30 protein-coding genes are annotated in these 23,831 nt (G+C 63.6%); 21 read left to right on the top strand and 9 right to left on the bottom strand.

Going from position 1 to position 23,831, the window contains the following annotated elements; all coding sequences use genetic code 11:
• Positions 1-4: 4 nt before the first annotated feature.
• Positions 5-1,117 (bottom strand): fasciclin domain-containing protein, encoded by a 1,113-nt coding sequence (locus JNC62_RS00625; protein WP_374834955.1) that lies wholly within the window; start codon positions 1,115-1,117, stop codon positions 5-7.
• 316 nt (positions 1,118-1,433) lie between these two features.
• Positions 1,434-1,667 carry a hypothetical protein gene (locus JNC62_RS00620; protein WP_374834953.1) on the bottom strand — a complete coding sequence of 78 codons (234 nt, stop codon included), beginning with the start codon at positions 1,665-1,667 and terminating at the stop codon, positions 1,434-1,436.
• A 396-nt stretch (positions 1,668-2,063) separates the two neighbouring features.
• Here JNC62_RS00620 and JNC62_RS00615 point away from each other — a divergent pair, with 396 nt between their 5' ends.
• Complete coding sequence (locus JNC62_RS00615) at positions 2,064-2,264, top strand: con-10 family general stress protein (RefSeq protein WP_374834951.1); 201 nt, start codon at positions 2,064-2,066, stop codon at positions 2,262-2,264.
• Between the two features lie 116 nt (positions 2,265-2,380).
• On the opposite strand, the gene phnF is transcribed toward JNC62_RS00615, so the two are convergent.
• On the bottom strand, positions 2,381-3,163 hold the full coding sequence (gene phnF, locus JNC62_RS00610; protein ID WP_374834949.1) for a phosphonate metabolism transcriptional regulator PhnF: 783 nt from the start codon (positions 3,161-3,163) through the stop codon (positions 2,381-2,383).
• On the bottom strand, positions 3,160-4,341 hold the full coding sequence (locus tag JNC62_RS00605) for an alpha-D-ribose 1-methylphosphonate 5-triphosphate diphosphatase (RefSeq protein WP_374834947.1): 1,182 nt from the start codon (positions 4,339-4,341) through the stop codon (positions 3,160-3,162). The genes phnF and JNC62_RS00605 overlap by 4 nt, the downstream gene beginning before the upstream one ends.
• A 112-nt stretch (positions 4,342-4,453) precedes the next feature.
• On the opposite strand from JNC62_RS00605, the gene JNC62_RS00600 reads away from it, so the two are divergent.
• The 5 genes from JNC62_RS00600 (at position 4,454) to JNC62_RS00580 (ending at position 7,549) form a co-directional block, all read left to right on the top strand.
• Positions 4,454-4,576 carry a hypothetical protein gene (locus JNC62_RS00600; protein WP_374834945.1) on the top strand — a complete coding sequence of 41 codons (123 nt, stop codon included), beginning with the start codon at positions 4,454-4,456 and terminating at the stop codon, positions 4,574-4,576.
• Positions 4,577-4,594: 18 nt separating this feature from the next.
• Entirely contained in the window at positions 4,595-5,311 is a 717-nt protein-coding gene (locus JNC62_RS00595; RefSeq protein WP_374835634.1) for a phosphate/phosphite/phosphonate ABC transporter substrate-binding protein, read from the top strand.
• An 88-nt stretch (positions 5,312-5,399) separates the two neighbouring features.
• Positions 5,400-6,149 (top strand): phosphonate ABC transporter ATP-binding protein, encoded by a 750-nt coding sequence (locus tag JNC62_RS00590; protein ID WP_374834943.1) that lies wholly within the window; start codon positions 5,400-5,402, stop codon positions 6,147-6,149.
• On the top strand, positions 6,142-6,936 hold the full coding sequence (phnE, locus tag JNC62_RS00585; RefSeq protein ID WP_374834941.1) for a phosphonate ABC transporter, permease protein PhnE: 795 nt from the start codon (positions 6,142-6,144) through the stop codon (positions 6,934-6,936). The genes JNC62_RS00590 and phnE overlap by 8 nt, the downstream gene beginning before the upstream one ends.
• Before the next feature lie 364 nt (positions 6,937-7,300).
• Entirely contained in the window at positions 7,301-7,549 is a 249-nt protein-coding gene (locus JNC62_RS00580) for a DUF982 domain-containing protein (protein ID WP_374834939.1), read from the top strand.
• Positions 7,550-7,580: 31 nt separating this feature from the next.
• On the opposite strand, the gene JNC62_RS00575 is transcribed toward JNC62_RS00580, so the two are convergent.
• Positions 7,581-8,786, bottom strand: coding sequence for an NnrS family protein (locus JNC62_RS00575; RefSeq protein ID WP_374834937.1), 1,206 nt, complete (start codon positions 8,784-8,786; stop codon positions 7,581-7,583).
• Positions 8,787-8,965: 179 nt separating this feature from the next.
• On the opposite strand from JNC62_RS00575, the gene nirK reads away from it, so the two are divergent.
• The 6 genes from nirK (at position 8,966) to JNC62_RS00545 (ending at position 13,280) form a co-directional block, all read left to right on the top strand.
• Complete coding sequence (nirK, locus tag JNC62_RS00570) at positions 8,966-10,096, top strand: copper-containing nitrite reductase (protein ID WP_374834935.1); 1,131 nt, start codon at positions 8,966-8,968, stop codon at positions 10,094-10,096.
• 127 nt (positions 10,097-10,223) lie between these two features.
• On the top strand, positions 10,224-11,132 hold the full coding sequence (locus JNC62_RS00565; protein ID WP_374834933.1) for an SUMF1/EgtB/PvdO family nonheme iron enzyme: 909 nt from the start codon (positions 10,224-10,226) through the stop codon (positions 11,130-11,132).
• A gap of 157 nt (positions 11,133-11,289) precedes the next feature.
• The gene (locus JNC62_RS00560) at positions 11,290-11,985 is read left to right on the top strand and encodes a Crp/Fnr family transcriptional regulator (protein WP_374834931.1); all 696 of its coding nucleotides are present in this window, start codon (positions 11,290-11,292) and stop codon (positions 11,983-11,985) included.
• Positions 11,986-12,103: 118 nt separating this feature from the next.
• Positions 12,104-12,550 carry a pseudoazurin gene (locus JNC62_RS00555; RefSeq protein WP_374834929.1) on the top strand — a complete coding sequence of 149 codons (447 nt, stop codon included), beginning with the start codon at positions 12,104-12,106 and terminating at the stop codon, positions 12,548-12,550.
• Between the two features lie 94 nt (positions 12,551-12,644).
• Positions 12,645-13,046 carry a hypothetical protein gene (locus tag JNC62_RS00550; protein WP_374834928.1) on the top strand — a complete coding sequence of 134 codons (402 nt, stop codon included), beginning with the start codon at positions 12,645-12,647 and terminating at the stop codon, positions 13,044-13,046.
• A gap of 39 nt (positions 13,047-13,085) precedes the next feature.
• Complete coding sequence (locus tag JNC62_RS00545; protein WP_374834927.1) at positions 13,086-13,280, top strand: hypothetical protein; 195 nt, start codon at positions 13,086-13,088, stop codon at positions 13,278-13,280.
• 147 nt (positions 13,281-13,427) lie between these two features.
• Here JNC62_RS00545 and ubiV read toward each other — a convergent pair whose 3' ends face one another.
• The 3 genes from ubiV to ubiT are packed head-to-tail and all read right to left on the bottom strand — an operon-like array spanning position 13,428 to position 15,846.
• The gene (gene ubiV / locus JNC62_RS00540; RefSeq protein ID WP_374834926.1) at positions 13,428-14,363 is read right to left on the bottom strand and encodes a ubiquinone anaerobic biosynthesis protein UbiV; all 936 of its coding nucleotides are present in this window, start codon (positions 14,361-14,363) and stop codon (positions 13,428-13,430) included.
• Between the two features lie 8 nt (positions 14,364-14,371).
• Complete coding sequence (gene ubiU, locus JNC62_RS00535; RefSeq protein WP_374834925.1) at positions 14,372-15,349, bottom strand: ubiquinone anaerobic biosynthesis protein UbiU; 978 nt, start codon at positions 15,347-15,349, stop codon at positions 14,372-14,374.
• Positions 15,340-15,846: a ubiquinone anaerobic biosynthesis accessory factor UbiT gene (gene ubiT / locus JNC62_RS00530; RefSeq protein ID WP_374834924.1), complete on the bottom strand. Its 507-nt coding sequence runs from the start codon at positions 15,844-15,846 to the stop codon at positions 15,340-15,342. Before ubiT ends, ubiU begins: the two co-directional genes overlap by 10 nt.
• A 110-nt stretch (positions 15,847-15,956) precedes the next feature.
• Between ubiT and JNC62_RS00525 the strand changes: the two genes are divergently transcribed.
• From JNC62_RS00525 to JNC62_RS00505, 5 genes are read left to right on the top strand one after another with little or no spacing between them, the layout of a single operon-like run.
• Positions 15,957-17,468 carry a UbiD family decarboxylase gene (locus JNC62_RS00525; RefSeq protein WP_374834923.1) on the top strand — a complete coding sequence of 504 codons (1,512 nt, stop codon included), beginning with the start codon at positions 15,957-15,959 and terminating at the stop codon, positions 17,466-17,468.
• Complete coding sequence (locus JNC62_RS00520) at positions 17,465-18,034, top strand: UbiX family flavin prenyltransferase (protein ID WP_374834922.1); 570 nt, start codon at positions 17,465-17,467, stop codon at positions 18,032-18,034. Before JNC62_RS00525 ends, JNC62_RS00520 begins: the two co-directional genes overlap by 4 nt.
• Positions 18,035-18,057: 23 nt before the next feature.
• Positions 18,058-18,597: a molybdopterin adenylyltransferase gene (gene mog, locus JNC62_RS00515; RefSeq protein ID WP_374834921.1), complete on the top strand. Its 540-nt coding sequence runs from the start codon at positions 18,058-18,060 to the stop codon at positions 18,595-18,597.
• A gap of 51 nt (positions 18,598-18,648) precedes the next feature.
• A complete protein-coding gene (ric, locus tag JNC62_RS00510) occupies positions 18,649-19,320 on the top strand; it encodes an iron-sulfur cluster repair di-iron protein (RefSeq protein ID WP_374834920.1) in 672 nt (223 codons plus the stop codon).
• Complete coding sequence (locus JNC62_RS00505) at positions 19,317-20,492, top strand: NnrS family protein (protein WP_374835632.1); 1,176 nt, start codon at positions 19,317-19,319, stop codon at positions 20,490-20,492. The genes ric and JNC62_RS00505 overlap by 4 nt, the downstream gene beginning before the upstream one ends.
• 74 nt (positions 20,493-20,566) lie before the next feature.
• Here the strand turns inward: JNC62_RS00505 and JNC62_RS00500 are convergent, their stop codons facing one another.
• Positions 20,567-20,722, bottom strand: coding sequence for a hypothetical protein (locus tag JNC62_RS00500; RefSeq protein WP_374834919.1), 156 nt, complete (start codon positions 20,720-20,722; stop codon positions 20,567-20,569).
• A gap of 120 nt (positions 20,723-20,842) precedes the next feature.
• Between JNC62_RS00500 and JNC62_RS00495 the strand changes: the two genes are divergently transcribed.
• From JNC62_RS00495 to JNC62_RS00480, 4 genes are all read left to right on the top strand, one after another.
• Positions 20,843-21,394: a cytochrome c oxidase subunit 3 family protein gene (locus tag JNC62_RS00495; RefSeq protein ID WP_374834918.1), complete on the top strand. Its 552-nt coding sequence runs from the start codon at positions 20,843-20,845 to the stop codon at positions 21,392-21,394.
• Between the two features lie 5 nt (positions 21,395-21,399).
• Entirely contained in the window at positions 21,400-21,690 is a 291-nt protein-coding gene (locus tag JNC62_RS00490) for a cytochrome C oxidase subunit IV family protein (RefSeq protein WP_374834917.1), read from the top strand.
• Positions 21,691-21,985: 295 nt separating this feature from the next.
• Positions 21,986-22,438 (top strand): c-type cytochrome, encoded by a 453-nt coding sequence (locus tag JNC62_RS00485; RefSeq protein WP_374834916.1) that lies wholly within the window; start codon positions 21,986-21,988, stop codon positions 22,436-22,438.
• 19 nt (positions 22,439-22,457) lie between these two features.
• Complete coding sequence (locus JNC62_RS00480) at positions 22,458-23,804, top strand: cbb3-type cytochrome c oxidase subunit I (RefSeq protein ID WP_374834915.1); 1,347 nt, start codon at positions 22,458-22,460, stop codon at positions 23,802-23,804.
• Positions 23,805-23,831: the final 27 nt, after the last annotated feature.

Below are 23,831 nucleotides of genomic sequence, written 5' to 3'. Positions count from 1 at the left end.
TGCCTCAAGCGACGGCGGCGTCTGCAAACAGGAAATCACCAGCGTCGATCTGGCTCTTGCGCACACCCACGAGTGTGATGCTGTCACCGTCGTCGAGCTCGATCTTGGCGCCAAGCCAGCCGTCGCGAACCGTAAGGTCATCGAACCCGTCGATGCCGACATAGCCCGACAGATCCACTGTGTCCTTTCCATCGCGGTAGTCGACAATTACGTCGCGATTGCTGCCGTGCTTGAAGACGAATATGTCGCCTCCCGATCCGCCGGCGATCCAGTCACGACCGGCGCCGCCATCGATGGTATCCTGTCCGGCGCCGCCATAGATCTTGTCGCGGCCGGCTTCACCCAGCAGCACATCCACACCGCTTCCGCCGGAAATCCAGTCGTTTCCTTCGCCGCCAATCGCGACGTCGTTACCGGACCCGAGCCACATGATGTCGCGGCCGCCGTTGCCGTCGACGAAATCATTGCCCATCCCGGTGGAAAAATGATCCGCGCCTTGATCGCCGATCTTGAGATCCGTCCCTGGCTTGGACAGTATGCTCGAAACCGACACCGGCAACAGAACGCCGTCGATCACATGGATAACTCCGTTCGATGCTTCTATATCTGTGGCGATGATGCCCGGATTGCGCACGCCATCGTCCCGATCGATAATGCTGGGCGGCGTGGTGTCCAGATCCGTTTGCAGATTCGTTCCCTGAAGCGTCGGCACGGCCGCGCCGTCGCCGAGCGCTAGGACGTCGGCCAGTCTGAACTCACCCGGCGCGACGTGATAAGTCAGGATATCGGTCAGCAGACCGGATGCATCGCCCTTTCCCAACAGCGTCAACGTGTCGGCAAGAAACCCGATCGTTTGCCCTTCGCCGGTGGGGGTCTTGTTTCCTGTCAGGGCCGCAATGGAGGAAGCGAGGTCGCGGAAGGCATTGTCGTTGGGCGCGAAGGTCGTCAGGTTCGGAACCGTATCGAGCGCTGCGACCAATCCGATCCCGCCAAAAGGTTCCGCAGATATCTTGTCTGCCGTGATTAGAAGATCGCGCAGGATATCGAAGTCGTTACCATTTTGATCGTACCCGCTGGATCCGCTGGCCGCAACAACAGTACCGGTGATGCTGTCCATGGTGAATTCTCCTGTCCGTCTGATTGCGCAACGCGCTTACGCCTTGTCTCGAAAGGCCCTGCGTCGACAACATTGTTGGAGACCTTCACGGTACGCTGATTGATGATGGGTGGATCAGGACCGGCGCTCACAATTTGCCCCTGAGCAACGCGCCGGCTTGTTGAACGTCCAGAGTCTCGCTCTGCAAAAAGAGACGCATTGCCGGCAGCGCGCCGCGGCGATGAATCGTTCGCAATTGAGAGAAAATGAAGAGGCAAGCGCAAGCGCAAGCGCAAGCGCCGCCACTGCCATGGGGTGTAGACGTTTCGACCTGGCTTCATGGCGCCCGGTGACTTTTACCGGGAGGACCGCGCAACAACCGCTCCAGGGCGGCCGGGTCTCTGACGCCCTGACTGTAATACACCAGAATCGAGCGCGCCAGACTGCTGGCTCCTTCGCTGCCCCGGGCCAGACCGCGCTCGTCACAGAGTTTTTGAAAGATCCGTTGGATTTCCTCCAGATCCTGGGGGAAAAATATACCCATCTCCTCGGGGCTGAGTACGGTTTTCATCGCCATGTCCGCCGGATTAACGCACTCGCGTGGGAGCGTTGATGCGAAATGCGTGGAATGTCACAGGCACAATGAACTCGATGCAAGACAGGTCAAGCCCACGGCGGGCAGAGACCGGTCACGATCGCGGCTTAGCAGGGCATCGGGTTATGCCAAGAGTGCCAGTGTACGCCTCCGCCATGCGTCGGACGATAGCCAATTCTATCTAAATCCGGAGGACTGTCCCCGCCGCGCGCATGCGAGGCGCCTTTCAACGTTCGATGTTGCTGTGCGCACTTTTGCCTCCGGCAATCCAATAAAATCTCTACGGGCCACGGAACCAGACCTCCCCCAGGCTGTTAGGGAACTGCCTGCGCAGGCAACTCAAGTACTCATGAATGAACATGGAGAAAGAAAATGCCCGAACAGAAGCATGAAGACCGCAACCAGCGCTCCGACACCTCGAAGCGCGGGTTTGCCTCGATGGATGACGACAAGCAACGCGAAGCCGCATCGAGGGGCGGAAAGGAATCGAGCGGAAACTTCAAGAACGACCCGGAACGCGCTTCGGAAGCCGGAAAGAAAGGCGGAGAATCGCGGAGCGGTAGCCGATCATAACGGCAATTGATGACATGGCGGTTGAGGGGGCCAAGGTCCCCTCACCGGAATGCAGTTTCGGGACTCGCCCGCCACCCAGATGCCGCCAAACGTTCTCCGTTGCTGCGTGCGAGGCGTCAGAACACGAATTCCACGGATGTAAGCGGCCAGCACCCGAGCGTCCACTCGATCGGTCGGGAGCGTTCGTCGTGATTGAGGGCGTTTACCCGGAAAACCGGCGTTCCCGGCGTCAGCTTCAGCATATCGGCCTCATCCGGAGCGGCAAAACCGCCGCTGACACGGGTTTCGTGCCGATGATACTTGGTGAGGCCATGGGCTCGGAAGACATCGGTCACCGATTGCTGCCGCTGATAGACGGACTCGAAGTCCGGGAAGCGACTGGCGGGAAAAAGCTTGGTATTGACATACAGCGGGTGGCCGTCGGCGCTCCGTATCCGGCAGAGGCGGATGATCTCCGCATCCGCGGCGAGAGCCAACTTGCTTGCTGCAGCCGCCGTGACGGGTTCGCGGCACAGGACCAGTGTCTGCGTCACGACCGCCTTGCCGCCGGCATTGAAATTTTCCAGGAACGGGCGGTCGTCCCGAACCGTGAAGACGGAGGGCAGACTGCGCACAAAAATGCCGACGCCCTTGCGGGCGGTGAGATGGCCTTCGCGCTGCAACTGCTGCAAGGCGCGCCGCAGCGTGATGCGCGTCACGCCGAGTTTCTCGGCCATGTGGTTTTCGCCCGGCAACTGGCTGCCCGGCGTGAGGAAATCGCTTTCGATCAGCCCGAGGATGTGGCCGTAGATCTGCTGCCAGATCGGCATATCGCTGCGTGGCCGGACGACGTCCGCGAAGCCGGCCAGAAGGTCAGTGCCTTTTTCGATTCCGGGAGCGGAGCCGGTGCTGGCCTTCATGCCGGGACCCCTTCCGCATTTCGTGACAGGGAGGGAACAGACACTCCATGACCGCCGGCGGAATAGACCAGGTCGCCGCCCACCATCGTTGCCACCACGTGCGGATGCGCCGGGTCGCGCGCGTCGACCAGGATGATGTCGGCCCGCATGCCCGGTTGCAGGATGCCCCGGTCCTCCAGGCCGGCTGCCATCGCGGCGTTGGCCGACACCAGCGCCCATGTTTCGGCCAGATCGTCGAAGTCGGGCCGGGCCAGCTTGAAGGCGGCGTGCAGCGGCGACGGGTAATGATAGTCGCTTGCAAGCACGCTGCAGAACCCGGAGCGCACGGCGTCCGTTGCGTCGAGTGCGCCGTTGTGGCTGCCGCCGCGCACGACGTTGGGGGCACCGAGGACGATGTGTTCGCCCGCCGCCCGGGCCGCTTCGGCGGTCTCGCGATTGAGCGGAAATTCGGAGGTCACGGCGCCCAGCTGCCGGAATTTCAGCCGTTCCTCCGGCGACGCCTCGTCGTGGGCGAGCAGGATATTGCCAGACGATCTGGCTGCACTGGCAAGCTCCTCGATGGCGGCCGGCACCTCGGCGCGCCGCGACCAGACGCTGTCGAGCAAGGCCGTATAGGCCTCCTGGCTCAGCCCGGAGCGCGATGCCATCTGGCCGATCTTGCGGGCGATCGTGCCCTTCATGACCGTCCCGGTCGTATGGTCGTTGAGCGCAAGGATCGGCCTCGGGTCGAGCGACAGCCACTGCATGACCATCGGCATTTGATCCAATGCAAAGGTTTCCCAGCGCAGGTGCAGGCGGGTATCGCATCGCAGCGAGGAGCGCATTCGCGTCACTTCCGCGATCAGGTCCGCCGCCGCCTCCGCCGATCGCAGCCCCGGTTCCCACGAGATGGTGACGCCGTGAAAGGCGGTAGTGATGCCGTTTGCCACCAACTGCCGGTCGGTGTCGCGAAGCGCAAGCGCCGTGTCGAAGCGCACGCCAGGCCGCGGCATGATCTGCCGTTCAAAGCCATCGCCGTGGATGTCGACGATACCGGGGAGCACGAGAAGGCCGTTCGCCTCGATGACCTGCGCCTCGCGGTCGGGAGCCGGGACGATCTTCCCCCCTGCAACGTGAATGTCGGTGGACGACAAGCGGTTTCCGGCGAGCGCGCGGCCGCCCCTGATGGTCCAGTGCATCTGCGATCCTTATGGGTCATTCATCTCATGGCAAGGTGTCATGCAGGCGTCATCTGCTGTCTATACAGGTATCGCGTCGATCGCATCCTGTCTACACAGCAGAGGAAAAATCATGATCCGCAAACTCGCAGCCGCCCTTGCGCTTACGCTTGCAACCGCAATGCCGGCCCTTGCCGATCCCGTCAAATTCGCCGTCACCGACATCGAGGGTCTTGAAGCGTTGCAGCAAGAGTGAGGGGGCTTCGAGCTTGCGCTGGAAGAAGCCACCGGTCTCGAGATCGAGCTCTATCCCGTCGCCTCCCGCACCACGGCCGTCGAGGCGTTGAATTCGGCCCAGGTCGATCTGGTTCTGACCGGCCCCGCCGAATATGTCGTCATGAAGGAACTGAGCCAGCCGAAGATCGTCGTGGCCTGGCAGCGCCCGGACTACTTCGCGCAGATCGCGGTTCTGGCCGATGGTCCGATCCGCTCGATCGAAGACCTGAAGGGCAAGAAGGTCGCCTTTGGTTCCGTCGGCTCCACCTCGCAGCATCTCGGGCCGGCCCAGGCGCTCGCCGACTTCGGCCTGAAGTATGGCCTCGATTACGAACCGGTCATCATCTCCCGCAACGTTGCCGCCGAGGCCCTCACCCGCGGCGACATTGCTGCCATCGGTCTCAACTTCGGCCACCTCGCTTCGGTCCGCGAAGCATTTCCGGACAAGGCCTTCGCTGTGATCGCCCGCGGCCGCGACCTGCCGAACGACATCCTGGTCGCGCGCAAGGACATCCCTGACGACGTGTTCAACGCCGTGCGCGATGCCTTCGCAGCCAAGGGCAACGAGCTGATGCAGGCGGTCCTTACCGGCGAAGACAATCAGAAGTTCAAGGGCGGCTTCTTCCTGACCGACGTCACGGACAGCGACTACGACTACGTCCGCTCGATGTACCGCACCATCGGCGTCGAAACTTTCACCGACTTCGTCAACTGAGCACTTCGCACCCCGACCTTGAAGGCAGCCGGATCAGCCGGCTGCCTTCGTCGCAACCAGCGATTATCCAGCGGCCAGGACAGACATCATGAGCGAGATCATTTGCGCCCGCGGCGTTACGAAGAAATATGCGGACGGGAAGACGGTCTTTTCCGGCATCGGGCTGACCGTGTCGGCGACCGAGCGGGTGGCGCTGATCGGCTCCAACGGTGCTGGTAAATCCACTCTGCTCAAATGCCTGATCGGGCTCCTGCCGCTCAACGGCGGCGAGGTGAGCACGCTCGGCGAAAGCATCGGCATCAGGCCTTCGTCGCGCCAGCTGCGAAAATTGCGGCAGCGCATCGGCGTGGTGTTCCAGCATCATGGGCTGGTTTCCCGGCAGTCGGTGCTCACCAACGTCGTGCATGGCAAGCTCGGCCTGGCGGGTGCCTGGCACGCTTGGCATCAATCGATTTCTCGCCAGCAATGGCGCAATGAGGCGCACGAGGCGCTGAGCCAGGTCGGTCTCTGCCACAAGGCCGCGGCACGGGCGGACGAGCTGTCCGGCGGCCAGGCGCAGCGGGTCGCAATCGCCCGCGCGCTGGTCCGAAAACCCAAGCTCCTGATCGCCGACGAGCCGGCGGCAAGCCTCGATCCGGCCTCCGGCCGCGATGTCATGGCCCTCTTTTCGCAGCTGTCGCAAGACAGTGGCACCACGCTGATCTACACGACACACGACATGGACCATGCGCTCGAGTTTTCTGACCGCATCATCGCCCTGAAATCCGGCTCCATCCTCTTCGACCAGCCGACCGCGAACCTGACGCGCGCAACGCTCCAGGAGGCCTTCCATGGCTGAGGGCACATTGCCGGCGCGCTTGCCGCGCATTTCGCCGCTGACCTTCGCGCTGCTGGTGGCGGCCGGGGCGCTATTGGTCGCGTCGCTGCAGCAGGTGGCGCCGTCGCCGGCGCAACTCGCCCAGGGCGGGCCCCGGATGGCGGAACTGGTCGGGCGCATGTTGCCGCCCAATCTCGAGGGCGCCTTCCTGCAGCGCGTGTTTTGGCGGATGATCGAGACGTTCCAGATCGCGCTTGTCGGAACGGTCCTCGGGGTCGCGATCAGCCTGCCGATCGCCTGGCTGTCATCCAAGGCCATCTCGCCGGCGGGCGCCTTCCGGCATGTCTTCAAGATGCTCGTCTCGCTCTTCCGCACCGTGCCCGACCTGGTCTGGGCGCTGATCTTCGTTGCTTCCGTCGGGCTGGGCGCGGTGGCAGGAACGATGACGATCATGGTGGACACGATCGGCTTTTGCGGCCGCTTCTTTGCCGAAGCCATGGAGGATGCCGACGAGAAGCCGCAGGAGGCGCTGTTCGCAATCGGCGCAAGCCGGCTCTCGGTGCTGTGCGGGGCCGTGCTGCCGGATGCCATGCCGTCGCTGATCAACACGACGTTGTTCGCGCTGGAGAAGGCGGTGCGCTCCTCGGTGGTGCTGGGCCTGGTGGGCGCCGGCGGCATCGGTCAGGAGTTGAAGGTCGCCTTCGATCTCTTCCAGTACAAGAATGCATCCACCATCATTCTGGTGATCTTCGTCATCGTGCTGGTCATGGAGTTCGTCACCGACCGCCTGCGCGCCCGGGTGCAATAGGCTCGGCGCGCAACACACCGTCTCGATCGGCTGCCAAAACGAGCAGCAAGCGCGAAAAAAGCGACCCGATTTTTTGACGCATCGCAATTCTCTGCCGCCCTGGCGGTGCTAGAGTGCGTCATGGACAAGTCCGGCTTCGTCTTCGTGGCCCTGTTGTGCGCCTTGGCAGCAATCGTGCTCAGCGTGGTGCTGTTCCACCGTCAACCGGGAGATTTGCCGGGGAAGGAAAGGCTGTTACCGCCCGTTAGACAGAACGAACCGCAATAGTATGCCGGTGAAGCAGATCGCGGCCAAAGCGTGTCTTGGGGAACTCTGCTTGCCCTGGCCCGTTTCTTTCCCATCGAGGGACTGGAGGAGTGGCATAATGGATCCGATGTACTGGACGAAATCTGTGGAACTGGAGTTGGCCGGCCCCGGTCGTTTCCAGAAAGTGCGAAGTACTCTTGAAGCGTCGGAATGCCTGAAACGGTGGCCCGACAAGCAAGGTATTGCCTATAGCGAAGCCAAGCGCGTCTTCCGCGCCGTCCTGGTGAGCGGGGCGCCGAGACAGATCGCCCGCGAAGCCTTCATCAGAGCCGCGGAGGAAGCGGGGATCTACATCAAGAAGCGGTGATCCTCCACGCAGATTGTTCCGTCCGCGCCGATCAGATCTTTCGGCGCGTGCGCGCCAGCATCGGACCGTATTCGATGAGAAACAGGGCGAAGGCTGCCAGCCACAGGGCACCGGAAACGCCGTAGATCGCCGGTGCATGGTCAGGGACAAAGCCTGCCACCGGGCGCACCAACGCGCACAGCACCAGCGTCAGATACGAAAAGGTCGTCATGCGCGAGGCTGCAAGGTTACGGCCGGTATGACCGCGGGTTGCGCGCGTCATCACGGCGAGCATCATCATGGCGACCGTGCCGATCGTCACAACATGCAAGGCAGATTTTGGATCGAGGATGCCGAGCGCCGCCATGCTGATCGCGAAGAAGCCGAGCGGCACGAACAGATAGGCCACATGGAGGATCGCGACCAGCATTTCCGAGAGCGTCGTCCAGCCACGCCAGCGATGCAGGCGCACGACATGAAACGCGGCCGCCACCAAAGCGCCCGCCGCGGTCAGGCGGCTTTCGGGCAGCGTCACCCACACGCAAAGGCAGGCGACGCCAGCGGTGGTCGCGGCGGTGTCGAAGCCGCTGGAGGGCGCCGGGAAATCCTTGCGGCCGAGCCGGTTGATCCAGTTGCGCGTAAAGCTCGGGACGATTCGTCCGCCGACAATCATGATCAGACCGACATAGGCCGCGATCGCAAGCCGATAGGCCCGGTCAGTCTGGCCGCCGGCAAGCACTTCGTAGTGAAAGCCGGCATTGGCGAGAGAAAGCGCCAGCAGCGCGGTGATCCCCTTCAGATCGTTCCACTTGCGGCCTGCGACAACTTCGCGCAGACAGGCAAGAAGCATGACCGGCAGGAAGAGCAGGTCCACCACGACCGCGACGCGGACGCCGATCATGTCGGAGGCAACAAGCGCCAGCCGTCCGGCCAGCCATAGCAGAAACAGCCAGAACAGCGGCCAGCCCGAAACCGGCAGTCGGCCCGTCCAGTTCGGTACGGCCGTCAGCAGAAATCCGGTGAGAATTGCCGAGGTGTAGCCAAACAGCATCTCGTGCGCGTGCCAGTGGGAAACGCCGTATTCTCCGGCAAATTCGAGCCCGGAGAGTGCTGCGATCCAGAGCGCCATGGCAGCGAAGGCCCATAGCGCCCCGCCGAGGAAGAACGGCCGGAAGCCATAGGAAAAGAGCACCGGACCGGTTTGCGAAAGCCCCCGCGGAATGCCTCCGGATCTCTTCGATTGCGACGTCGCTGCCATCGGATCGCCCCTCCTGCGCAGGCCCCAAACTTAAGCAAAGGATTGCGTGGGTCGTTGACATCTCGCAAGCAAAGGAGATGCGAAAGTTTGTGGTGGATCAAAGACCACCATGGCGAGTGGCGTAAATTCCTCTCCAACAGATCGGGGGATAGCCCCGGTCTCGTCTAAGGAGAAGACCGATGACCGACCAATTCCAGGTAACCAGACGTACGATGCTGGCTGGAGCCGCGTTTGCAAGCGCTGTGGCGCCGATTGTGACTGCGACATTTGCGCAGGCCGAAGAGGCGCCCGCCAAGATGAACCCGACCGATCTGTCGCACCTGCCACGCGTCAAGGTTGATCTCGTCAAGCCTCCGTTTGTCCACGAACACACCCAGAAGGCCGAGGGCGGCCCGAAGATCGTCGAGTTCACGCTGACGATCGAAGAGAAGAAGATGATCCTCGACGACGCCGGCACCGAAGTGCACGCGATGACCTTCAACGGCTCGGTACCCGGTCCGCTGATGGTCGTGCACCAGGACGACTATGTCGAACTGACGCTGATCAACCCGGAAACCAACACGCTGCAGCACAACATCGACTTTCACTCGGCAACGGGTGCGCTCGGTGGCGGTGCGCTGACGATCGTCAACCCCGGCGAAAAGGCCATCCTGCGCTTCAAGGCCACTAAGGCCGGCGTCTTCGTCTACCACTGCGCACCTCCCGGCATGGTCCCCTGGCACGTCGTCTCGGGCATGAACGGCGCGATCATGGTGCTGCCGCGCGAAGGCCTGACCGACGGCCACGGCAAGGAACTCGTCTACGACCGCGTCTACTATGTGGGCGAACAGGACTTCTATGTGCCGAAGGATGAAGACGGCAACTTCAAGAAGTACGAAACCGCCGGCGATGCCTATGCCGACACGCTCGCAGTGATGCGTACGCTGACCCCGAGCCACGTGGTCTTCAACGGTGCCGTCGGTGCCTTGACCGGCGAGAATGCGCTCAAGGCGGCGGTGGGCGAGAAGGTTCTGATCGTCCACTCGCAGGCAAACCGCGACACCCGCCCGCACCTGATCGGCGGACACGGTGACTACGTCTGGCAGACCGGCAAGTTCAACAACGTGCCGGACCGCGACCAGGAAACCTGGTTCATTCCGGGGGGAACCGCAGGCGCTGCCTTCTACACCTTCGAGCAGCCCGGCATCTACGCCTACGTGAACCACAACCTGATCGAGGCGTTCGAGCTCGGCGCCGCCGGCCACTTCACCGTCACCGGTGACTGGAACGACGACCTGATGACCGCCGTCCTGGCCCCGTCGCAGTCGTAACGGCTAACAAACCGGATACGGGCTCGCCAGACGGGCCCGTATCGCCCTGGCCCGTCCGGCCTCGCCGTGCGGCGCCTTTATCGGCATTCCGGCCGCTCACGGCGGCTCTCGCCTCTGGGGGGCGACGATGTCAACATTCCAAGCAGCACTATCGAACCCGTTGCTTCAGACGCTTGTTCCCGTTGCGATCCTGGCCGGTCTCACCGCCGGCATCGCGCACCAGACGGGCTTTTTCACACCCCAACCGTCCACAGCAGCACTGTTTGCGCCGCAGACGGTCACCATTCCACCGCGCACGTTCTCCTATCGCAGCGACGGCGAGTTCATCCGCGGCACCTATGCAATCGATGCGCCGATGCAGACCGTCACCGAAAGCCGGCCGCTGACCATCATGAAGCATCAGGTCTCGCTGGCCGAATACGGCGTCTGCGTTTCCGACGGTATCTGCAAGTCGCCGGAAGGGGTCTCCTACACGGTCGGGAACGTGCCGGTGACCGGCGTGAACTACGACGACGCGCAGACCTATGCGAAGTGGCTGTCGGCAAAGACCGGCGAGCTGTGGACGCTGCCGACCGACCGCCAGTTGGCATTCGCGGCAGGAACGGACTTCCCCGACGATGCCTTCGGGCTGGAGGATGATGGCACCAACCCCGCCATCCGCTGGCTTGCGGACTATCGCCGCGAGGCGGCCGAGCGCTCGAAACGGGATCCCGTGCCGCGCATTCTCGGCAGCTACGGCGAGAACGAGTACGGCCTGTCCGACTTCGGCGGCAACGTCTGGGAGTGGACCAATACCTGCCATCGCCGCGTCAAGTTGGACAAAGACGGCGCGGTTGTCAGCAGCGAGGACATCTGCGGCGTCTATGTCACGGTGGGCAACCATCGCGCCCCGATGACCTCGTTCGTCCGCGATCCGAAGGGTGGTGGCTGCGCCGTCGGCACACCGCCGGACAACCTCGGTTTCCGACTGGTCAAATCGACCGAATGGTATGCGCCGCTGCTGAAAGCGCTGCGCGACAGGGGCATCAACCTGTAATGCCTGAGAACGATGGGCTGACCTGGTTCGGGAAATCGGGGCCGCCCCCTTCTCCGTCTGATCCAGATCAATGCAGGGCCGGCCCGGCTGCTATTGCCCTTGCAACGCAGTCCGTTCTGACCGTAGAACGGTAAGGGTCAGCGATGGAGTGGGAACCGTGAAGATCGATAAGAGCCTGGTCAGATCCATTGCGCTGTTCGACCGGATGAGCGACGCGGATCTGGACAAGTTCCTGGGCCACGCGGTGCCCCGCCGGGTGCCGACGGGCGAGGCGGTGTTCGAGCAGGGGGCTGCGGCAACGCATTTCTTCCTCCTGCTGCACGGCCGGCTCAAGGTGACCCAGGTGACCGAGGACGGCCAGCAGATCATCGTGCGCGTCGTCCATCCCGGAGATCTGTTCGGCTTCGCCAAAGCCCTGCAGCGATCGGACTACCCCGGAACGGCGCTGGCGGTCTCCGAGAGCATTGCGCTTTGCTGGCCGACCGAGCTTTGGCCGCAGTTCATCGACCGGAATCCGCGCCTTGCCGTCACCGCCATGCAGACGATCGGTCAGCGACTGGAGGAAGCGCACACGCGCATCCGCGAAATGTCGACGCAGGAGGTCGAACGCCGGGTCGCCCACGCCGTCCTGCGCCTTGCCGAACAGGCGGGCAAGAAGGAGGGCCCGGGCGTCAGGATCGACTTCCCCATTTCCCGGCAGGATATCGCCGAGATGACGGGAACCACGCTTCACACCGTGTCGCGCATTCTCAGCGCCTGGGAAGGCAAGGGCCTCGTCGAAGGCGGACGCCAGAAGCTGATCATCCTCGACATCACCGGCCTGACGGCCCTGGCCGACCATGCGAAGGATTGACGCAGCCGCTGTTGCGCTTGCGCGTTGATTGTTTGCGTTATGTCAAAGATTACCTTTCGCACCGCGGTAATCTGCTCCTGACGAAGCCGGTGGGGCTTCCGATGCAGGAGTATACAAAATGCGCATGATCCTTCGTTCTTTGGCGGGCGCTGCTTTTTTGACCGCCGCTCTCGGCGGCTACGCTGTTGCCGCGGACCATGAGATCCACATGCTGAACAAGGGCAAGGATGGGGCGATGGTCTTCGAACCGGCCTCCATCAAGATTGCCAAGGGAGACACGGTCACCTTCGTTCCGACCGACAAGTCCCACAACGTCGAATCCATCAAGGATATGATCCCCGACGGCGCGGCGCCGTTCAAGGGCAAGATCAATGAGGCGATCAAGGTCACCTTCGACACCTCCGGCGCCTATGCGGTCAAATGCACGCCGCATGTCGGCATGGGCATGGTTGCCCTGGTCGTCGTCGACGACGCTCCGGCAAATATCGACGCGGTCAAGACCGGCAAGCTTCCGAAGAAGGCCCGCGAGCGCCTCGACGCGGCGATTGCCTCTGCCGGCCTGTAAGGCAACGGCGACACGAGAGCCCGGATTGCTCGTCTCGGTGGGCGATCCGGCAAGACAAACGAGATCGTCGACACACCCGCCCCGGGGGGCAGGCATGAAGGAACCGCATCTTACGCTCCATGTCGGAGAGGGCGACGGACCTCGTCCACGAGACGACATCCTGGGTGCCATAAGGCGGGTGCGGTCGGTTGTCCTCGACAGTGCCCTGGATTGCCGGTGCCGCGATCGGGTGGCCGACGCCATCCGGGGTTTTGAGCACTTCGAGCAGCGCCGGGAAAAGAAGCGCCTTTCGGAGGCCGTACGGGCCCAGAAGCGCAAGGTCACGGGGCTGCTCGATCTGCTTGGCGATTTCGACCCTGCGGCGGCCGACCAAGGCGAACTCTCCGAAGCCAGCCTGCTGCTCCACGACATTGCATCCGAAGCCGCGCTCGGCTCGACCTTGCTCCGGGAGATGCTGCGCCTCGAAGGCGACACGGAAAAAAATAGCGCCGGCTGAACATACCGCAGGCCCAAAGCCTACAATGAGGACCGCCCGATGAGACAGCAGCCGCGCTGCACCGACAGGGACGGCTTGCTGGACATCTTGATGTCACAGACAACCGCCTCCGCCGACATGGGCCACTTCATCGACCTGCTGGAACGCGAAATCCGCGCGGACGAGTGGGCGGGGAACGGATCCGATGCTTCAGGTCGGCCGGTTGACGGTGGCGCTGGCCCTGAGCCGCATTGACCGCCGCGGTTCGACGAGCAAACGGATCACCATGATCTGAGGACGAACTTCAGCATCGCTGTCCGGTGCGTGAGGTTTCCGCAGACAGGCCGTCCGAAAGCACTTCGCAGGTCTTTCAGGCGACATGCCTGCCGCGGGCGTCGACGCTCAGCCGTGCCCCAGAGCGGCGTCACGGCCTCGTGCCACCCATGCCGCCCCTTCCCTCTGGTGATAGAAACCGTTGGAAAAGACCGCGCCCGGATAGACCTCCGCCAGCCCGGCGATCGCTTCCTCGCCCTCCATGCTTCCGTCAAGCACCGCGTGATACAGCCGGGCCGCCGCGACCATGTCGCAGTCCTGCGGCGACAGGCGCACCCGCGCGGTCCCGGCCGCCGCAAGGGACGCCAGTTCGTCGAGCAGGACCACGCAGGTGTTCGACATGGTCTGCACGCCGTTGAGAACCAGGAACGACTGGCGGTCAAGGGTCCGCAGCGGCAGGCCGTCCGACTCCTCGCCGCAGATGAACTGGCAGTTGTCCTTCGTCAGCCCCTTGGAGCGGGCGTGCGCGCAACGCGCCGAGATCGCGAGCGGCATCCGTCCGAAGGCGAAGATCTCGAAGGAAAAGCCGGGCATCGCCTGCAATATGTTCTCGATCGAGCGCATCGGCAGTTCCGGCGGCAGGCAGATATTGTCGGCACCGCGGGCGGCGAGCACCCTTGCCGTTGCCGCACTATAGACATTCACCAGCGGACCGATCGAATGCGGTTTTCCCTTGATCAGGCCGAGCGCCGAGAGGTCGTTGGCCTCGATCGGATGGTCGCTGTCGCGGATCAGGTCGCGCACATGCCGGCTCTCGCGCTCGAGCGTGACCATGGCAAGCGTTGAAAGCGTGACCCTTTTGCCAGCGGCCTCGAGCCGCTCGATGACCTCGGCGATATGGGGTTCGGTGAAATGCTGGCGCTTGGAACAGACGGTTTCGCCGAGGACCACATGCTCCACGGGCGCCTCGTCGGCGATGCGGAAATAGAAGTCGCGCCACTTCGGACCGTCCCAAAGATAATAGACCGGGCCGAGGCTCAGCGTCGGCTTGAACGCAGTCGTCATGTTGTCCCCTATCGCCAGCGCTTTTCGTAGGCACCGGAGGTGGTGCGTTGGCCCTCGCTCATCGTGCGGAGGCGCGAAACAAGTGCGGATCGCTCCGACGGCTCGGCTGCCAGCGCCCGTTTCAGGGTCGAGACCACCTCGGCGACATAGGCCTTGCCGCGCTGGCGCCCCTCGATCTTCAGCGCCGAGACCCCCGCATCCTTCAGCGCGTCGATATGGTCGACGACATCCAGCGACACCGGGTCCTCGAAGGCATAGCCGTGCGTGTCGCCGATCTCGAAGCGGCCCTTGCAGAGTGTCGGATAACCGGAGGCCTCGCCGGGAGCGAAGCGGTTGATCGTGTAGTCGCCCAGTTCCGAGACAAGCGTCTTGCCGTCCTGGCGGTATTTCACGTGGCTTGCGGGCGAGCAGACGCCGTTCATGTTCGGTGACTTGCCGGTGGCATAGGACGAGAGCGAACAGCGCCCTTCCGCCATGACGCACAGCCCGCCGAAGGCGAAGACTTCCACCTCGCAGTCGATCTGCCGCGTCAGCCTGGCGATGTCCTGGACCGTCAAAACGCGCGGCAACACCACGCGCCTGGCGCCAAAGGCGTCGATGAGAAACTGAATGGCGTCCCGGTTCGAGGCCGAAGCCTGCACGGAGACATGCAGTCGCTGCTCGGGGTATTTTTCCGCGACATAGGCCATCAGGCCGAAGTCGGCGAGGATCAGCGCGTCGGCGCCCATTTCAGCGGCATCGTCGGCCGCCCGGTACCAGAGCGCCTCGTCGCCGGCCCGCATGAAGGTGTTGAGCGCGATGAAAGTCTGGACGTTCTTTTTCCGCGCATAGCCGATCGAGTCGCGCAGTTCCTGGCGGCTGAAGTTCAAGCCGGGGAAATTGCGGGCATTGGTTTCATCGCGGAAGCCGCAATAGACGGCATCGGCACCGGCATCGACGGCCTCGCGGAAGGCCGACGGCGTGCCAGCGGGACAGATCAGTTCCATGACGCGGCCTTTCCTGCCAGCGCTTGCTTGCGGATGTAGCGCGCCGTACCCTTGACGAACGGCGCCAGTGGTCCGGCCAGCGCAGCGAGTTCGTCCGGGAGGTCGATGGCGCTGTCATCGAGCGCGTTGCGCAGCGCCAGCATCGCCTCCATGTCGCCGGTGACGGAAAGGTCGCGCGAGAAGAACAGGGCGTCGGCGTCGCACCGCCCCTCGAGCAGACCCAGCAGCAGCACGAGCGGCCCCTCGATGCAGGCGTCCGAAGCCGGCTTCTGCGCTTTGCGCGAAACGTTGAGCGTCCGGGTCGCCGGAACGACCAGAAAATTCCACGGCAGGTCGGAGGGCGTAAAACAGTAGCGCATTTGCCGATACTCGCCGAGGCGCTCGAACAGGTCGGGGTGAGCCCTGAGGACCCCGGCAAAGATGGTCCTTGCGACACGCTCGACCAGCCACAGCGGGGCGGCGGAGATCGGCGTGACCAAGGCAGGCGGAAGTGTCATGCGGCGAACCTTCGGCAATGAACGACTGCCGCAAATCTACGGAACGGCACGCCGAACCAGTTTGCGCCAACGCAAAGACGCTCGAATATTTCCTCGGCAAGGTTTCAACGATGAAAGCCGATGTTCCCATCCCGCGCAGCTTTTCCGGCCTCCAGGAGTTCGTCGCCACGCTCGAGAGCCGGGCACGGCTGAAGCGCATCTCCCGTCCCGTCTCGCTGGTGCATGAAATCACCGAAATCCATCGGCGCGTGCTGGCCGACGAGGGCCCGGCACTCCTGTTCGAAAAGCCGGTTGACGCCGCCGGCAACGTGCAGCCAATTCCGCTGCTCGCCAATCTCTTCGGGACCCGGGAGCGGATCGAGTGGGGGCTTGGCCTGGGCAAGGGCGGCCTGCCGCAACTGGCCGCCTTCCTCGCCGACCTGCGTGATCCGAAGCCGCCGCGTTCGATGCGCGACGCCTGGCATAAGCTGCCGCACCTGAAGGCGGCGTTGTCGATGAACCCGCGTTCGGTGGCGCGCGCGCCCTGCCAGCAGGTGATCTGGCGCAACGGCGAACTCGATCTCGATCGCTTGCCGATCCAGAGCTGCTGGCCCGGAGAACCCGCGCCGCTCGTCACGTGGCCGCTGGTGATCACCCAAGCGCCGGACGACCCGAGCGACGTCAATGTCGGCATCTACCGCATGCAGAAACTCGGGCGGAACCGTTTGATCATGCGTTGGCTCGCCCATCGCGGCGGCGCACGACACCATCGCCTCTGGCAGGCGCTCGGCCGCGACATGCCGGTGGCGGTTGCGATCGGCGCGGACCCCGCGACGATCCTTTCGGCCGTCATGCCGCTGCCGGACGGCATGAGCGAACTGAGTTTCGCCGGGCTGCTCAAGGGCAAGCGCCAGGAGATCGCACAAGGGGCGACCATTCCGCTGCCGCTGCCTGCAAACGCCGAGATCGTGCTGGAAGGCACCGTTTCGGCGAGCGAGACGGCCGACGAAGGTCCCTATGGGGACCACACCGGCTACTACAATTCCGTCGAGAGCTTCCCGGTGATGACGCTTTCGGCGATCACCATGCGCAAGAACCCGATCTACCTGTCCACCTACACCGGCCGCCCGCCGGACGAGCCTTCCCGGCTGGGCGAGGCGATGACGGAGTTGTTCGTGCCACTGGTCAAGCGGCAGTTCCCCGAGATCCGCGACCTTTGGCTGCCGCCGGAAGGCTGCTCCTACCGCGCGATGGTGGTCTCGATCGACAAGCGCTATCCGGGGCAGGCCAGGCGGATCATGATGGGGCTGTGGTCGATCCTGCCGCAGTTCAACTACACAAAGCTGATCATCGCGGTGGACAGCGACATCGACGTGAAGAACTGGCAGGACGTGATCTGGGCGCTGTCGACCCGCTTCGATGCAAGTCGCGACCTGATGGTCATCGAGAACACGCCGATCGACTATCTCGATTTCGCCTCCCCGCGATCGGGGCTCGGCGGCAAGCTCGGGCTCGATGCCACCACTAAGATCGGCACCGAAACCGACCGCGAGTGGGGACAGGTGTTGAAGATGTCACCCGACGTCGCCTCGAAGGTCGACCGGATCTGGGCCTCGCTCGGGCTGGCAGAGGTCGGGCCATGACGGAACGCATCGTCGTCGGCATTTCCGGCGCCTCGGGCGCTGCGATCGCGGTTCGGATCGTCGAGCGGCTGGCGGAGATCGCCGATGTCGAGACCCACCTCGTCGTGTCCGATGCCGCGCGGCGGACGCTGGATCTCGAATACGGACCCGACGCCCTGGACTACCTGTTGCAGCGCATTTATCGGCATCATCCCATCGCCGATGTCGGCGCCAACATCGCCAGCGGTTCCTTTCCGGTCCGCGGCATGATCGTCGCCCCCTGCTCGATGCAGACACTGTCGGCGATCGCCACGGGCCGGGCCGACACGCTGCTGACCCGCGCAGCCGACGTGCAGTTGAAGGAGCGGCGCCGGCTGGTGCTGCTGGCCCGCGAAACGCCGCTGCATCTCGGTCATCTGCGCAGCATGTGCGCGGTGACGGAAATGGGCGCGATCGTCATGCCGCCGGTGCCGGCTTTCTATCACCGGCCAAAGACAGTCGAGGAGATCGTCGATCACCTTGCCGCCCGCGCCATCGATCTCCTGGCATTGCCCTCGGGGCCGATCGCCCTGCCCTGGCAAGGCTGATCCAGCAAGAAAGGGACCCGGCCATGGAAACTCAACAGACCACCAAAATCGCAATCGTCACCGTTTCGGACCGCGCAAGCCGCGGCGAATATCCTGACCTGGGTGGCCCGGAGATCGAGGCTTGGCTGCGCGCCGTCATCACCACGCCCTTCGAGACGGCCTTGCGGCTCATTCCGGATGGGCGAGACAGTGTGAGCGCAACGCTTGCAGCGCTTTGCGACGAGGACGGCGTCGATCTCATCCTCACCACAGGCGGAACGGGCCCCTCGCCGCGCGACGAGACGCCGGAGGGCACCATCGCCATCCTGCACAAGGAGTTACCGGGCTTTGGCGAGCAATTGCGTCGCGCCAGCCTCCAGCAGACGCCGACAGCGATCCTGTCGCGGCAGACCGCCGGGATCAGAGGCAAGACCCTGATCGTCAATCTTCCCGGCAACCCGGCCTCGATCCGGCTCAGCCTCAATACCGTGTTTGCCGCCGTTCCCTATTGCCTGGACCTGATCGGCGCCGGCCGCATCGAAACCGATCCGACCCGGATCGCGAGCTTCCGCCCCGCCCGCTGACCGCGAGTTCACGGGCACAGACAATCAAGCCACTCGGCGAAGGAGACACTGATGACCGACATTTCCCTGGACAAGACCGTGAGCGCCCTCGCCGCGGAAGTGCCCGGTGCCGCCGAACTCTTTCGCCGCGCCGGCATCAATTTCTGTTGCGGCGGCAATGTTTCGCTGGCCGATGCCGCAGGCAAAGCCGGGCTGGTGCCCGAAGCGCTGGCAGCCGAGCTTGAGGCGCTGGTGGCAGCCGCGGGCCGCGATGCGCCGGCGGAAACCGGTGAACTGATCGACCACCTCATCAATCGCTATCACCAGGTTCACCGGGAGGAACTCGAATGGCTGATCCCGCTGGCGCAGAAGGTGGAGCGCGTGCATGGCGACCATCCGAACGCGCCGCTGGGCCTGGCCGACGCCTTGATCGCCATGCGCGAGGATCTCGATGGCCATATGCACCGGGAGGAACAATTGCTGTTTCCGATGATGCGGCGCGGCGGCAGTCCAATGATCGATCACCCGCTGGCCCAGATGCGCGACGAGCATGACGATACGGCGAAATTGCTGGCCGCGATCGAACATGCCACGCACGGCCTGGCACTGCCGGCAGGCGCTTGCGGGTCCTGGACCGCGCTCTACACCGGCGTGCGTAAATTCTGCGACGACCTCGTGACCCACATGCATCTCGAAGACGGCGTGCTGTTCCCGCGCTTCGAGCGCAGCGGTATTCCCGCCTGACAGCCTCCCTGACGCGGGCGACCCATCCGTTCTGGCAGGCGCCGCACCGTCCACTGTTCCTGTTAGCAGGACTATGGGCGGTGGCGGCGCCTGCTGTCTGGCTGCTTCCGGGCGGAATCGGAGGTGATCCCGTCCTCTGGCATCTGCACGAACTGATGTTCGGCATGGGCGGCGCCGCGGCCGGTGGCTATCTGCTGACGGCCTTGCCGGCCTGGACCGGACGAAAGGTTTCCTGCAGAGCAACGATGGTTTTCACGGCGCTGTGGCTGCTTTCCCGCCTGGGTTTTGCTGCGGCCGGATCGCTGCCCCTTGGCCTGCAACTGGTCGCCACACTTGCCTACTTTCTCTTCCTCGCAGGGTTTCTCGCCTGGACACTGCTCTCCGCCGGTCTCTGGTCAAAGACATGGATTCTCGCACCCGTCATCGGCCTCACCGCGGCTGACTGCGGTTTGCTCCTCGATCCGGCCGGCTTGCGCACCGGCGGGACTTTGCTCGCAGCCGTCTTGGCCTTTGCGTTTCTGATCAGTGGCATCGGTGGGCGCGCCGTGCCTGCCTTCACCCGCCACTGGCTCGAACGCGCGAAAATCCCGGCGCGCCTGCGAGACAGCCAGAGGCTGTCGGCGGCCGCAATCGGGACACTGTCAGCGGGCATTTGCCTGGCCCTTTCGCGAATGGACATCGCTGCCGGCGTCTGTCTCGTCGCGTCGGCCGTCCTGCAATTCGTCCGGATGGCCAAATGGCGGCCGAGGGCGACGATCCGCTATCCGGCGCTCTTCCTGCTGCACCTCGCCTGGGCCTGGCTTCCGGCAGGATTGCTGCTGGTCGGGCATGCCCTGGTTGCGCCAGACGTCATCGGGGTTGCCACGGCCTTGCACGGCCTGACCATGGGCGCGATGGGCACGATGATGCTTGCGATCATGGGGCGGGCGGCGATGCTGCGGCAGGGCGAAAGGCTTGTGCTTTCGCCGACCCTCGCCTCCGCATTCGCGCTCGTGTGGCTGTCGGCGCCGGTCCGGATCGCCGCCGGTTTGTTTCCGGCGGATAGGCTCGATCCGGTGCCCGTTGCCGCGCTGCTGTGGATGGCAGGCTGGGCGCTCTTTCTCAAGGCCCACCTGGCGTCCCTGCGCCGTCCGATCCCGCGCCCGGTGCTCAGCGCCCGCATGCGAAGCTGATCGCGCAGATCGTCGCTCGCCAGCGCCAGGCTGAGGGATCGACCGATTTTTCCCGCGGTCCGCCCGGCCCGACCTCACTGCTGCAGAAACAGCACCGTGGCGATCGCGACGGAAAAAAGAACCGCAGCGACCGCACTGTACCGCTGCAGCACACCCATCCGGTGAAGGGCGATCGCGAAGGCGACGATGACGGGGGTAGCTACGAGCAGGCCGGCCTGGGCGTCGGACATATCAGGAACCTCTTGATTTTTGCCAATGCTAGCGCCCCGCCTGCGTCCGTCTTTGCGAAAAGGCAAAGAGCGGGCCGCCGGAATGCGTCAATCAAGGCGCAAACAGAGCTGGAGATTGATATGACGATGGCGCCGTTGTCACAGGCCGACTCCACCGACGAAGGCGGCGACCTGCTGCTCTGGGTGCTCGTCTGGAGCGAACTGGCCGCCTTCGGCATTCTCCTGTTCGGCTACCTCGTCATGTCGATCCTTCATGCCGAGACCTTCGATGCGGCCCAGTTGCACCTGTCGTCCCGCATCGCCAGCATCAACACGATCGTCCTGATCACAAGCGGATGGCAGGCAGCGCTCGCGGCCCGCAAAGGCGCCAGCCTGTTGCAGCAGCGCGTCTGCCTCCTGTTGGCCGCGGCACTGGGCTTTCTGTTCGTCGCCCTGAAGTTCATCGAATACAGCTCGGAATGGAAATATGCCGGCGACGAAACCTTCAGCAGTTTCTTCGAGCTGTACTTCATGATTACCGGTTTCCATCTGGCGCACGTTGCCTTCGTCGCCGGCCTGTTCGTGCTTGTCGCCCGGAGGCCCGAGCGCGGCAACATCCTGATCCTGACGACCGTCTGGCATGTCATCGATCTTGTCTGGCTCGTCATGTTCCCTCTGATCTACTTCGGGTGATGTCGATGAGAGCCACGTCCTCCGCCTCGCTGTTTGCCAGCACCAACTGGATCCTGATGATGGGCATCGTTTCCGGGCTGATCGCCGCGCAATGGAAGCATGAAGCACTGCCGCTTGCCGCCGTCATCGTCATTCTCGCCCTGACGCTCTTCAAGGCTCGCCTGATCATCCTGGACTTCATGCACCTGCGCGGCGAACGTCCCGGGCTCGCAGCAGCGCTTCTTGCCTGGCCGGTGTTTTTCGCGGTCGCAATCCTGGCGAAGTCGCTCGCGGCCGGCCTTCTCGATACGCTCTGAGCGATCACTCCGCATGAACGCGCAGGCGCCAGCGAAATGCTGCGCCGACACTCCCCGACATGCCCGCAAAGCCGCGTTTCGGCCTCCCGCCGGAGCGTCAAACGCGTCGCCATTTCCTGCCGCGGCCCCGCCTCCCCTCACCGTTTTCTTCTTTGCCAAATCGCAAAGAAGCGACCCGGGAAAAATCCGAAGGAACTGATGGTCGTTTGCGTCCGGTCGTACCCGGAGGTTGCGGCGAGCATGACGGCTCGGCGCATGGGGACGATGCGGCCGCTCAAATCAAGGGGACCTTGGAATGGCGGAACGCCTCACAAAGACAGGAGCCCGAAACGTCTTCTACGGCGGCTCGGCCTTCTTTTTCGCAATCTTCATCGGGCTCACCGCCCATAGCCACTTCTACATCCGCACGACGTCCACCGATGAGTCGACGCTCACGGACTCCGTCGCACGCGGCAAGCATGTCTGGGAGAAAAACTCCTGCATCAACTGCCATACGCTGCTTGGCGAAGGCGCCTATTACGCGCCTGAAATCGGCAATGTCTGGAAACGCTGGGGCGGCGACACCGATCCGGAGGCCGCCCGCGAAACCCTGAAGGGCTGGATGGCTGCACAGCCGTCAGGCATCGAGGGCCGACGCCAGATGCCGCAATTCAATCTCACCGAGCAGGAACTGAACGATCTGGCGGATTTCCTGGAATGGACGAGCCGCATCAAGACGCAGAAGTGGCCGCCGAACGACGCCGGCTGACCGGGAAAGGAACCTTCACATGAAATATCAAACCCAGAAGGTCGCGATGCTGTATTTCTACGGCGCGCTCGGCCTGTTTCTCGCCCAGGTCCTGTTCGGGGTGCTCGCCGGCATGATCTACGTGTTGCCGAACACGCTCGCCGAACTCCTGCCGTTCAACATCGTCCGTATGGTCCACACCAACGCCCTGATCGTCTGGCTGCTGATGGGCTTCATGGGCGCGACCTACTACCTGCTTCCGGAAGAGGCCGAAACCGAGCTCTACAGCACCAAGATCGCCATCGTGCAGTTCTGGCTCTTCCTCGTCGCCGCGGCGATCGCCGTCGTCGGCTATCTTCTCCACGTTCACGAGGGGCGCGAGTTCCTAGAACAGCCGTTTGCGATCAAGGTCGGCATTGTCGTCGTCTGCCTGATGTTCCTCTACAACATCACGCTGACGGTTCTGAAGGGACGCAAGACGGTGGTCACCAACATCCTGATCTTCGGACTCTGGGGTGTCGCGATCTTCTTCCTGTTCGCCTTCTACAACCCGATCAATCTCGCCCTCGACAAGATGTACTGGTGGTACGTCGTCCATCTCTGGGTCGAAGGCGTGTGGGAGCTGATCATGGCCTCGGTTCTGGCCTTCCTGATGATCAAGCTCACCGGCGTCGACCGCGAGGTCGTCGAGAAGTGGCTCTACGTCATCGTCGGCCTGGCGCTGTTCTCGGGCATCCTGGGTACCGGCCACCACTACTACTGGATCGGCGCTCCGGGCTACTGGCAGTGGATCGGCTCGCTCTTCTCCACCCTTGAAGTCGCACCGTTCTTCACCATGGTCATGTTCACCTTCGTCATGACCTGGAAGGCCGGCCGCAAGCACCCGAACCGCGCCGCCCTGCTCTGGTCGATCGGCTGCTCGGTCATGGCCTTCTTCGGTGCCGGCGTCTGGGGCTTCCTGCACACGCTGTCGTCGGTGAACTACTACACCCACGGCACCCAGGTCACCGCCGCCCACGGCCACCTCGCCTTCTTCGGCGCCTACGTGATGCTCAACCTCGCGATCATGGCCTATGCGGTTCCCGAGATCCGCGGCCGCGCGCCGTACAACCAGTGGCTGTCAATCGCAAGCTTCTGGATCATGTGCACCGCCATGTCGGTGATGACCTTCGCACTGACCTTTGCCGGCGTGCTTCAGGTCCACCTGCAGCGCGTCCTCGGCGAGAGCTACATGGACGTGCAGGACCAGCTCGCCCTGTTCTACTGGATCCGCCTCGGCTCGGGTGTCGTCGTCCTGATCTCCGCGCTGATGTTCCTCTGGGCCCTGTTCGTGCCGGGCAAGGAGCGCAATCCCCGCGTCTCCTCGGCAATCCAGCCGGCCGAATGAGGGAATGCGGCTCCGTACCCGACGGAG

The organism is Mycoplana ramosa, from assembly GCF_041930185.1.
In the GTDB taxonomy this organism is placed as follows: domain Bacteria; phylum Pseudomonadota; class Alphaproteobacteria; order Rhizobiales; family Rhizobiaceae; genus Mycoplana; species Mycoplana ramosa.
The sequence above is the reverse complement of the archived record's forward strand: the minus strand, read 5'-3'. Positions and strand labels throughout refer to the sequence as shown.

Bases quoted from the DNA above. Each gene is read 5' to 3' on its own strand.
- JNC62_RS00625 (WP_374834955.1), bottom strand. From the start codon at position 1,117: ATGGACAGCATCACCGGTACTGTTGTTGCGGCCAGCGGATCCAGCGGG.
- JNC62_RS00620 (WP_374834953.1), bottom strand. From the start codon at position 1,667: ATGAAAACCGTACTCAGCCCCGAGGAGATGGGTATATTTTTCCCCCAG.
- JNC62_RS00615 (WP_374834951.1), top strand. From the start codon at position 2,064: ATGCCCGAACAGAAGCATGAAGACCGCAACCAGCGCTCCGACACCTCG.
- phnF (WP_374834949.1), bottom strand. From the start codon at position 3,163: ATGAAGGCCAGCACCGGCTCCGCTCCCGGAATCGAAAAAGGCACTGAC.
- JNC62_RS00605 (WP_374834947.1), bottom strand. From the start codon at position 4,341: ATGCACTGGACCATCAGGGGCGGCCGCGCGCTCGCCGGAAACCGCTTG.
- JNC62_RS00600 (WP_374834945.1), top strand. From the start codon at position 4,454: ATGATCCGCAAACTCGCAGCCGCCCTTGCGCTTACGCTTGCAACCGCA.
- JNC62_RS00590 (WP_374834943.1), top strand. From the start codon at position 5,400: ATGAGCGAGATCATTTGCGCCCGCGGCGTTACGAAGAAATATGCGGAC.
- phnE (WP_374834941.1), top strand. From the start codon at position 6,142: ATGGCTGAGGGCACATTGCCGGCGCGCTTGCCGCGCATTTCGCCGCTG.
- JNC62_RS00580 (WP_374834939.1), top strand. From the start codon at position 7,301: ATGGATCCGATGTACTGGACGAAATCTGTGGAACTGGAGTTGGCCGGC.
- JNC62_RS00575 (WP_374834937.1), bottom strand. From the start codon at position 8,786: ATGGCAGCGACGTCGCAATCGAAGAGATCCGGAGGCATTCCGCGGGGG.
- nirK (WP_374834935.1), top strand. From the start codon at position 8,966: ATGACCGACCAATTCCAGGTAACCAGACGTACGATGCTGGCTGGAGCC.
- JNC62_RS00565 (WP_374834933.1), top strand. From the start codon at position 10,224: ATGTCAACATTCCAAGCAGCACTATCGAACCCGTTGCTTCAGACGCTT.
- JNC62_RS00555 (WP_374834929.1), top strand. From the start codon at position 12,104: ATGCGCATGATCCTTCGTTCTTTGGCGGGCGCTGCTTTTTTGACCGCC.
- JNC62_RS00550 (WP_374834928.1), top strand. From the start codon at position 12,645: ATGAAGGAACCGCATCTTACGCTCCATGTCGGAGAGGGCGACGGACCT.
- JNC62_RS00545 (WP_374834927.1), top strand. From the start codon at position 13,086: ATGAGACAGCAGCCGCGCTGCACCGACAGGGACGGCTTGCTGGACATC.
- ubiV (WP_374834926.1), bottom strand. From the start codon at position 14,363: ATGACGACTGCGTTCAAGCCGACGCTGAGCCTCGGCCCGGTCTATTAT.
- ubiU (WP_374834925.1), bottom strand. From the start codon at position 15,349: ATGGAACTGATCTGTCCCGCTGGCACGCCGTCGGCCTTCCGCGAGGCC.
- ubiT (WP_374834924.1), bottom strand. From the start codon at position 15,846: ATGACACTTCCGCCTGCCTTGGTCACGCCGATCTCCGCCGCCCCGCTG.
- JNC62_RS00525 (WP_374834923.1), top strand. From the start codon at position 15,957: ATGAAAGCCGATGTTCCCATCCCGCGCAGCTTTTCCGGCCTCCAGGAG.
- JNC62_RS00520 (WP_374834922.1), top strand. From the start codon at position 17,465: ATGACGGAACGCATCGTCGTCGGCATTTCCGGCGCCTCGGGCGCTGCG.
- mog (WP_374834921.1), top strand. From the start codon at position 18,058: ATGGAAACTCAACAGACCACCAAAATCGCAATCGTCACCGTTTCGGAC.
- ric (WP_374834920.1), top strand. From the start codon at position 18,649: ATGACCGACATTTCCCTGGACAAGACCGTGAGCGCCCTCGCCGCGGAA.
- JNC62_RS00500 (WP_374834919.1), bottom strand. From the start codon at position 20,722: ATGTCCGACGCCCAGGCCGGCCTGCTCGTAGCTACCCCCGTCATCGTC.
- JNC62_RS00495 (WP_374834918.1), top strand. From the start codon at position 20,843: ATGACGATGGCGCCGTTGTCACAGGCCGACTCCACCGACGAAGGCGGC.
- JNC62_RS00490 (WP_374834917.1), top strand. From the start codon at position 21,400: ATGAGAGCCACGTCCTCCGCCTCGCTGTTTGCCAGCACCAACTGGATC.
- JNC62_RS00485 (WP_374834916.1), top strand. From the start codon at position 21,986: ATGGCGGAACGCCTCACAAAGACAGGAGCCCGAAACGTCTTCTACGGC.
- JNC62_RS00480 (WP_374834915.1), top strand. From the start codon at position 22,458: ATGAAATATCAAACCCAGAAGGTCGCGATGCTGTATTTCTACGGCGCG.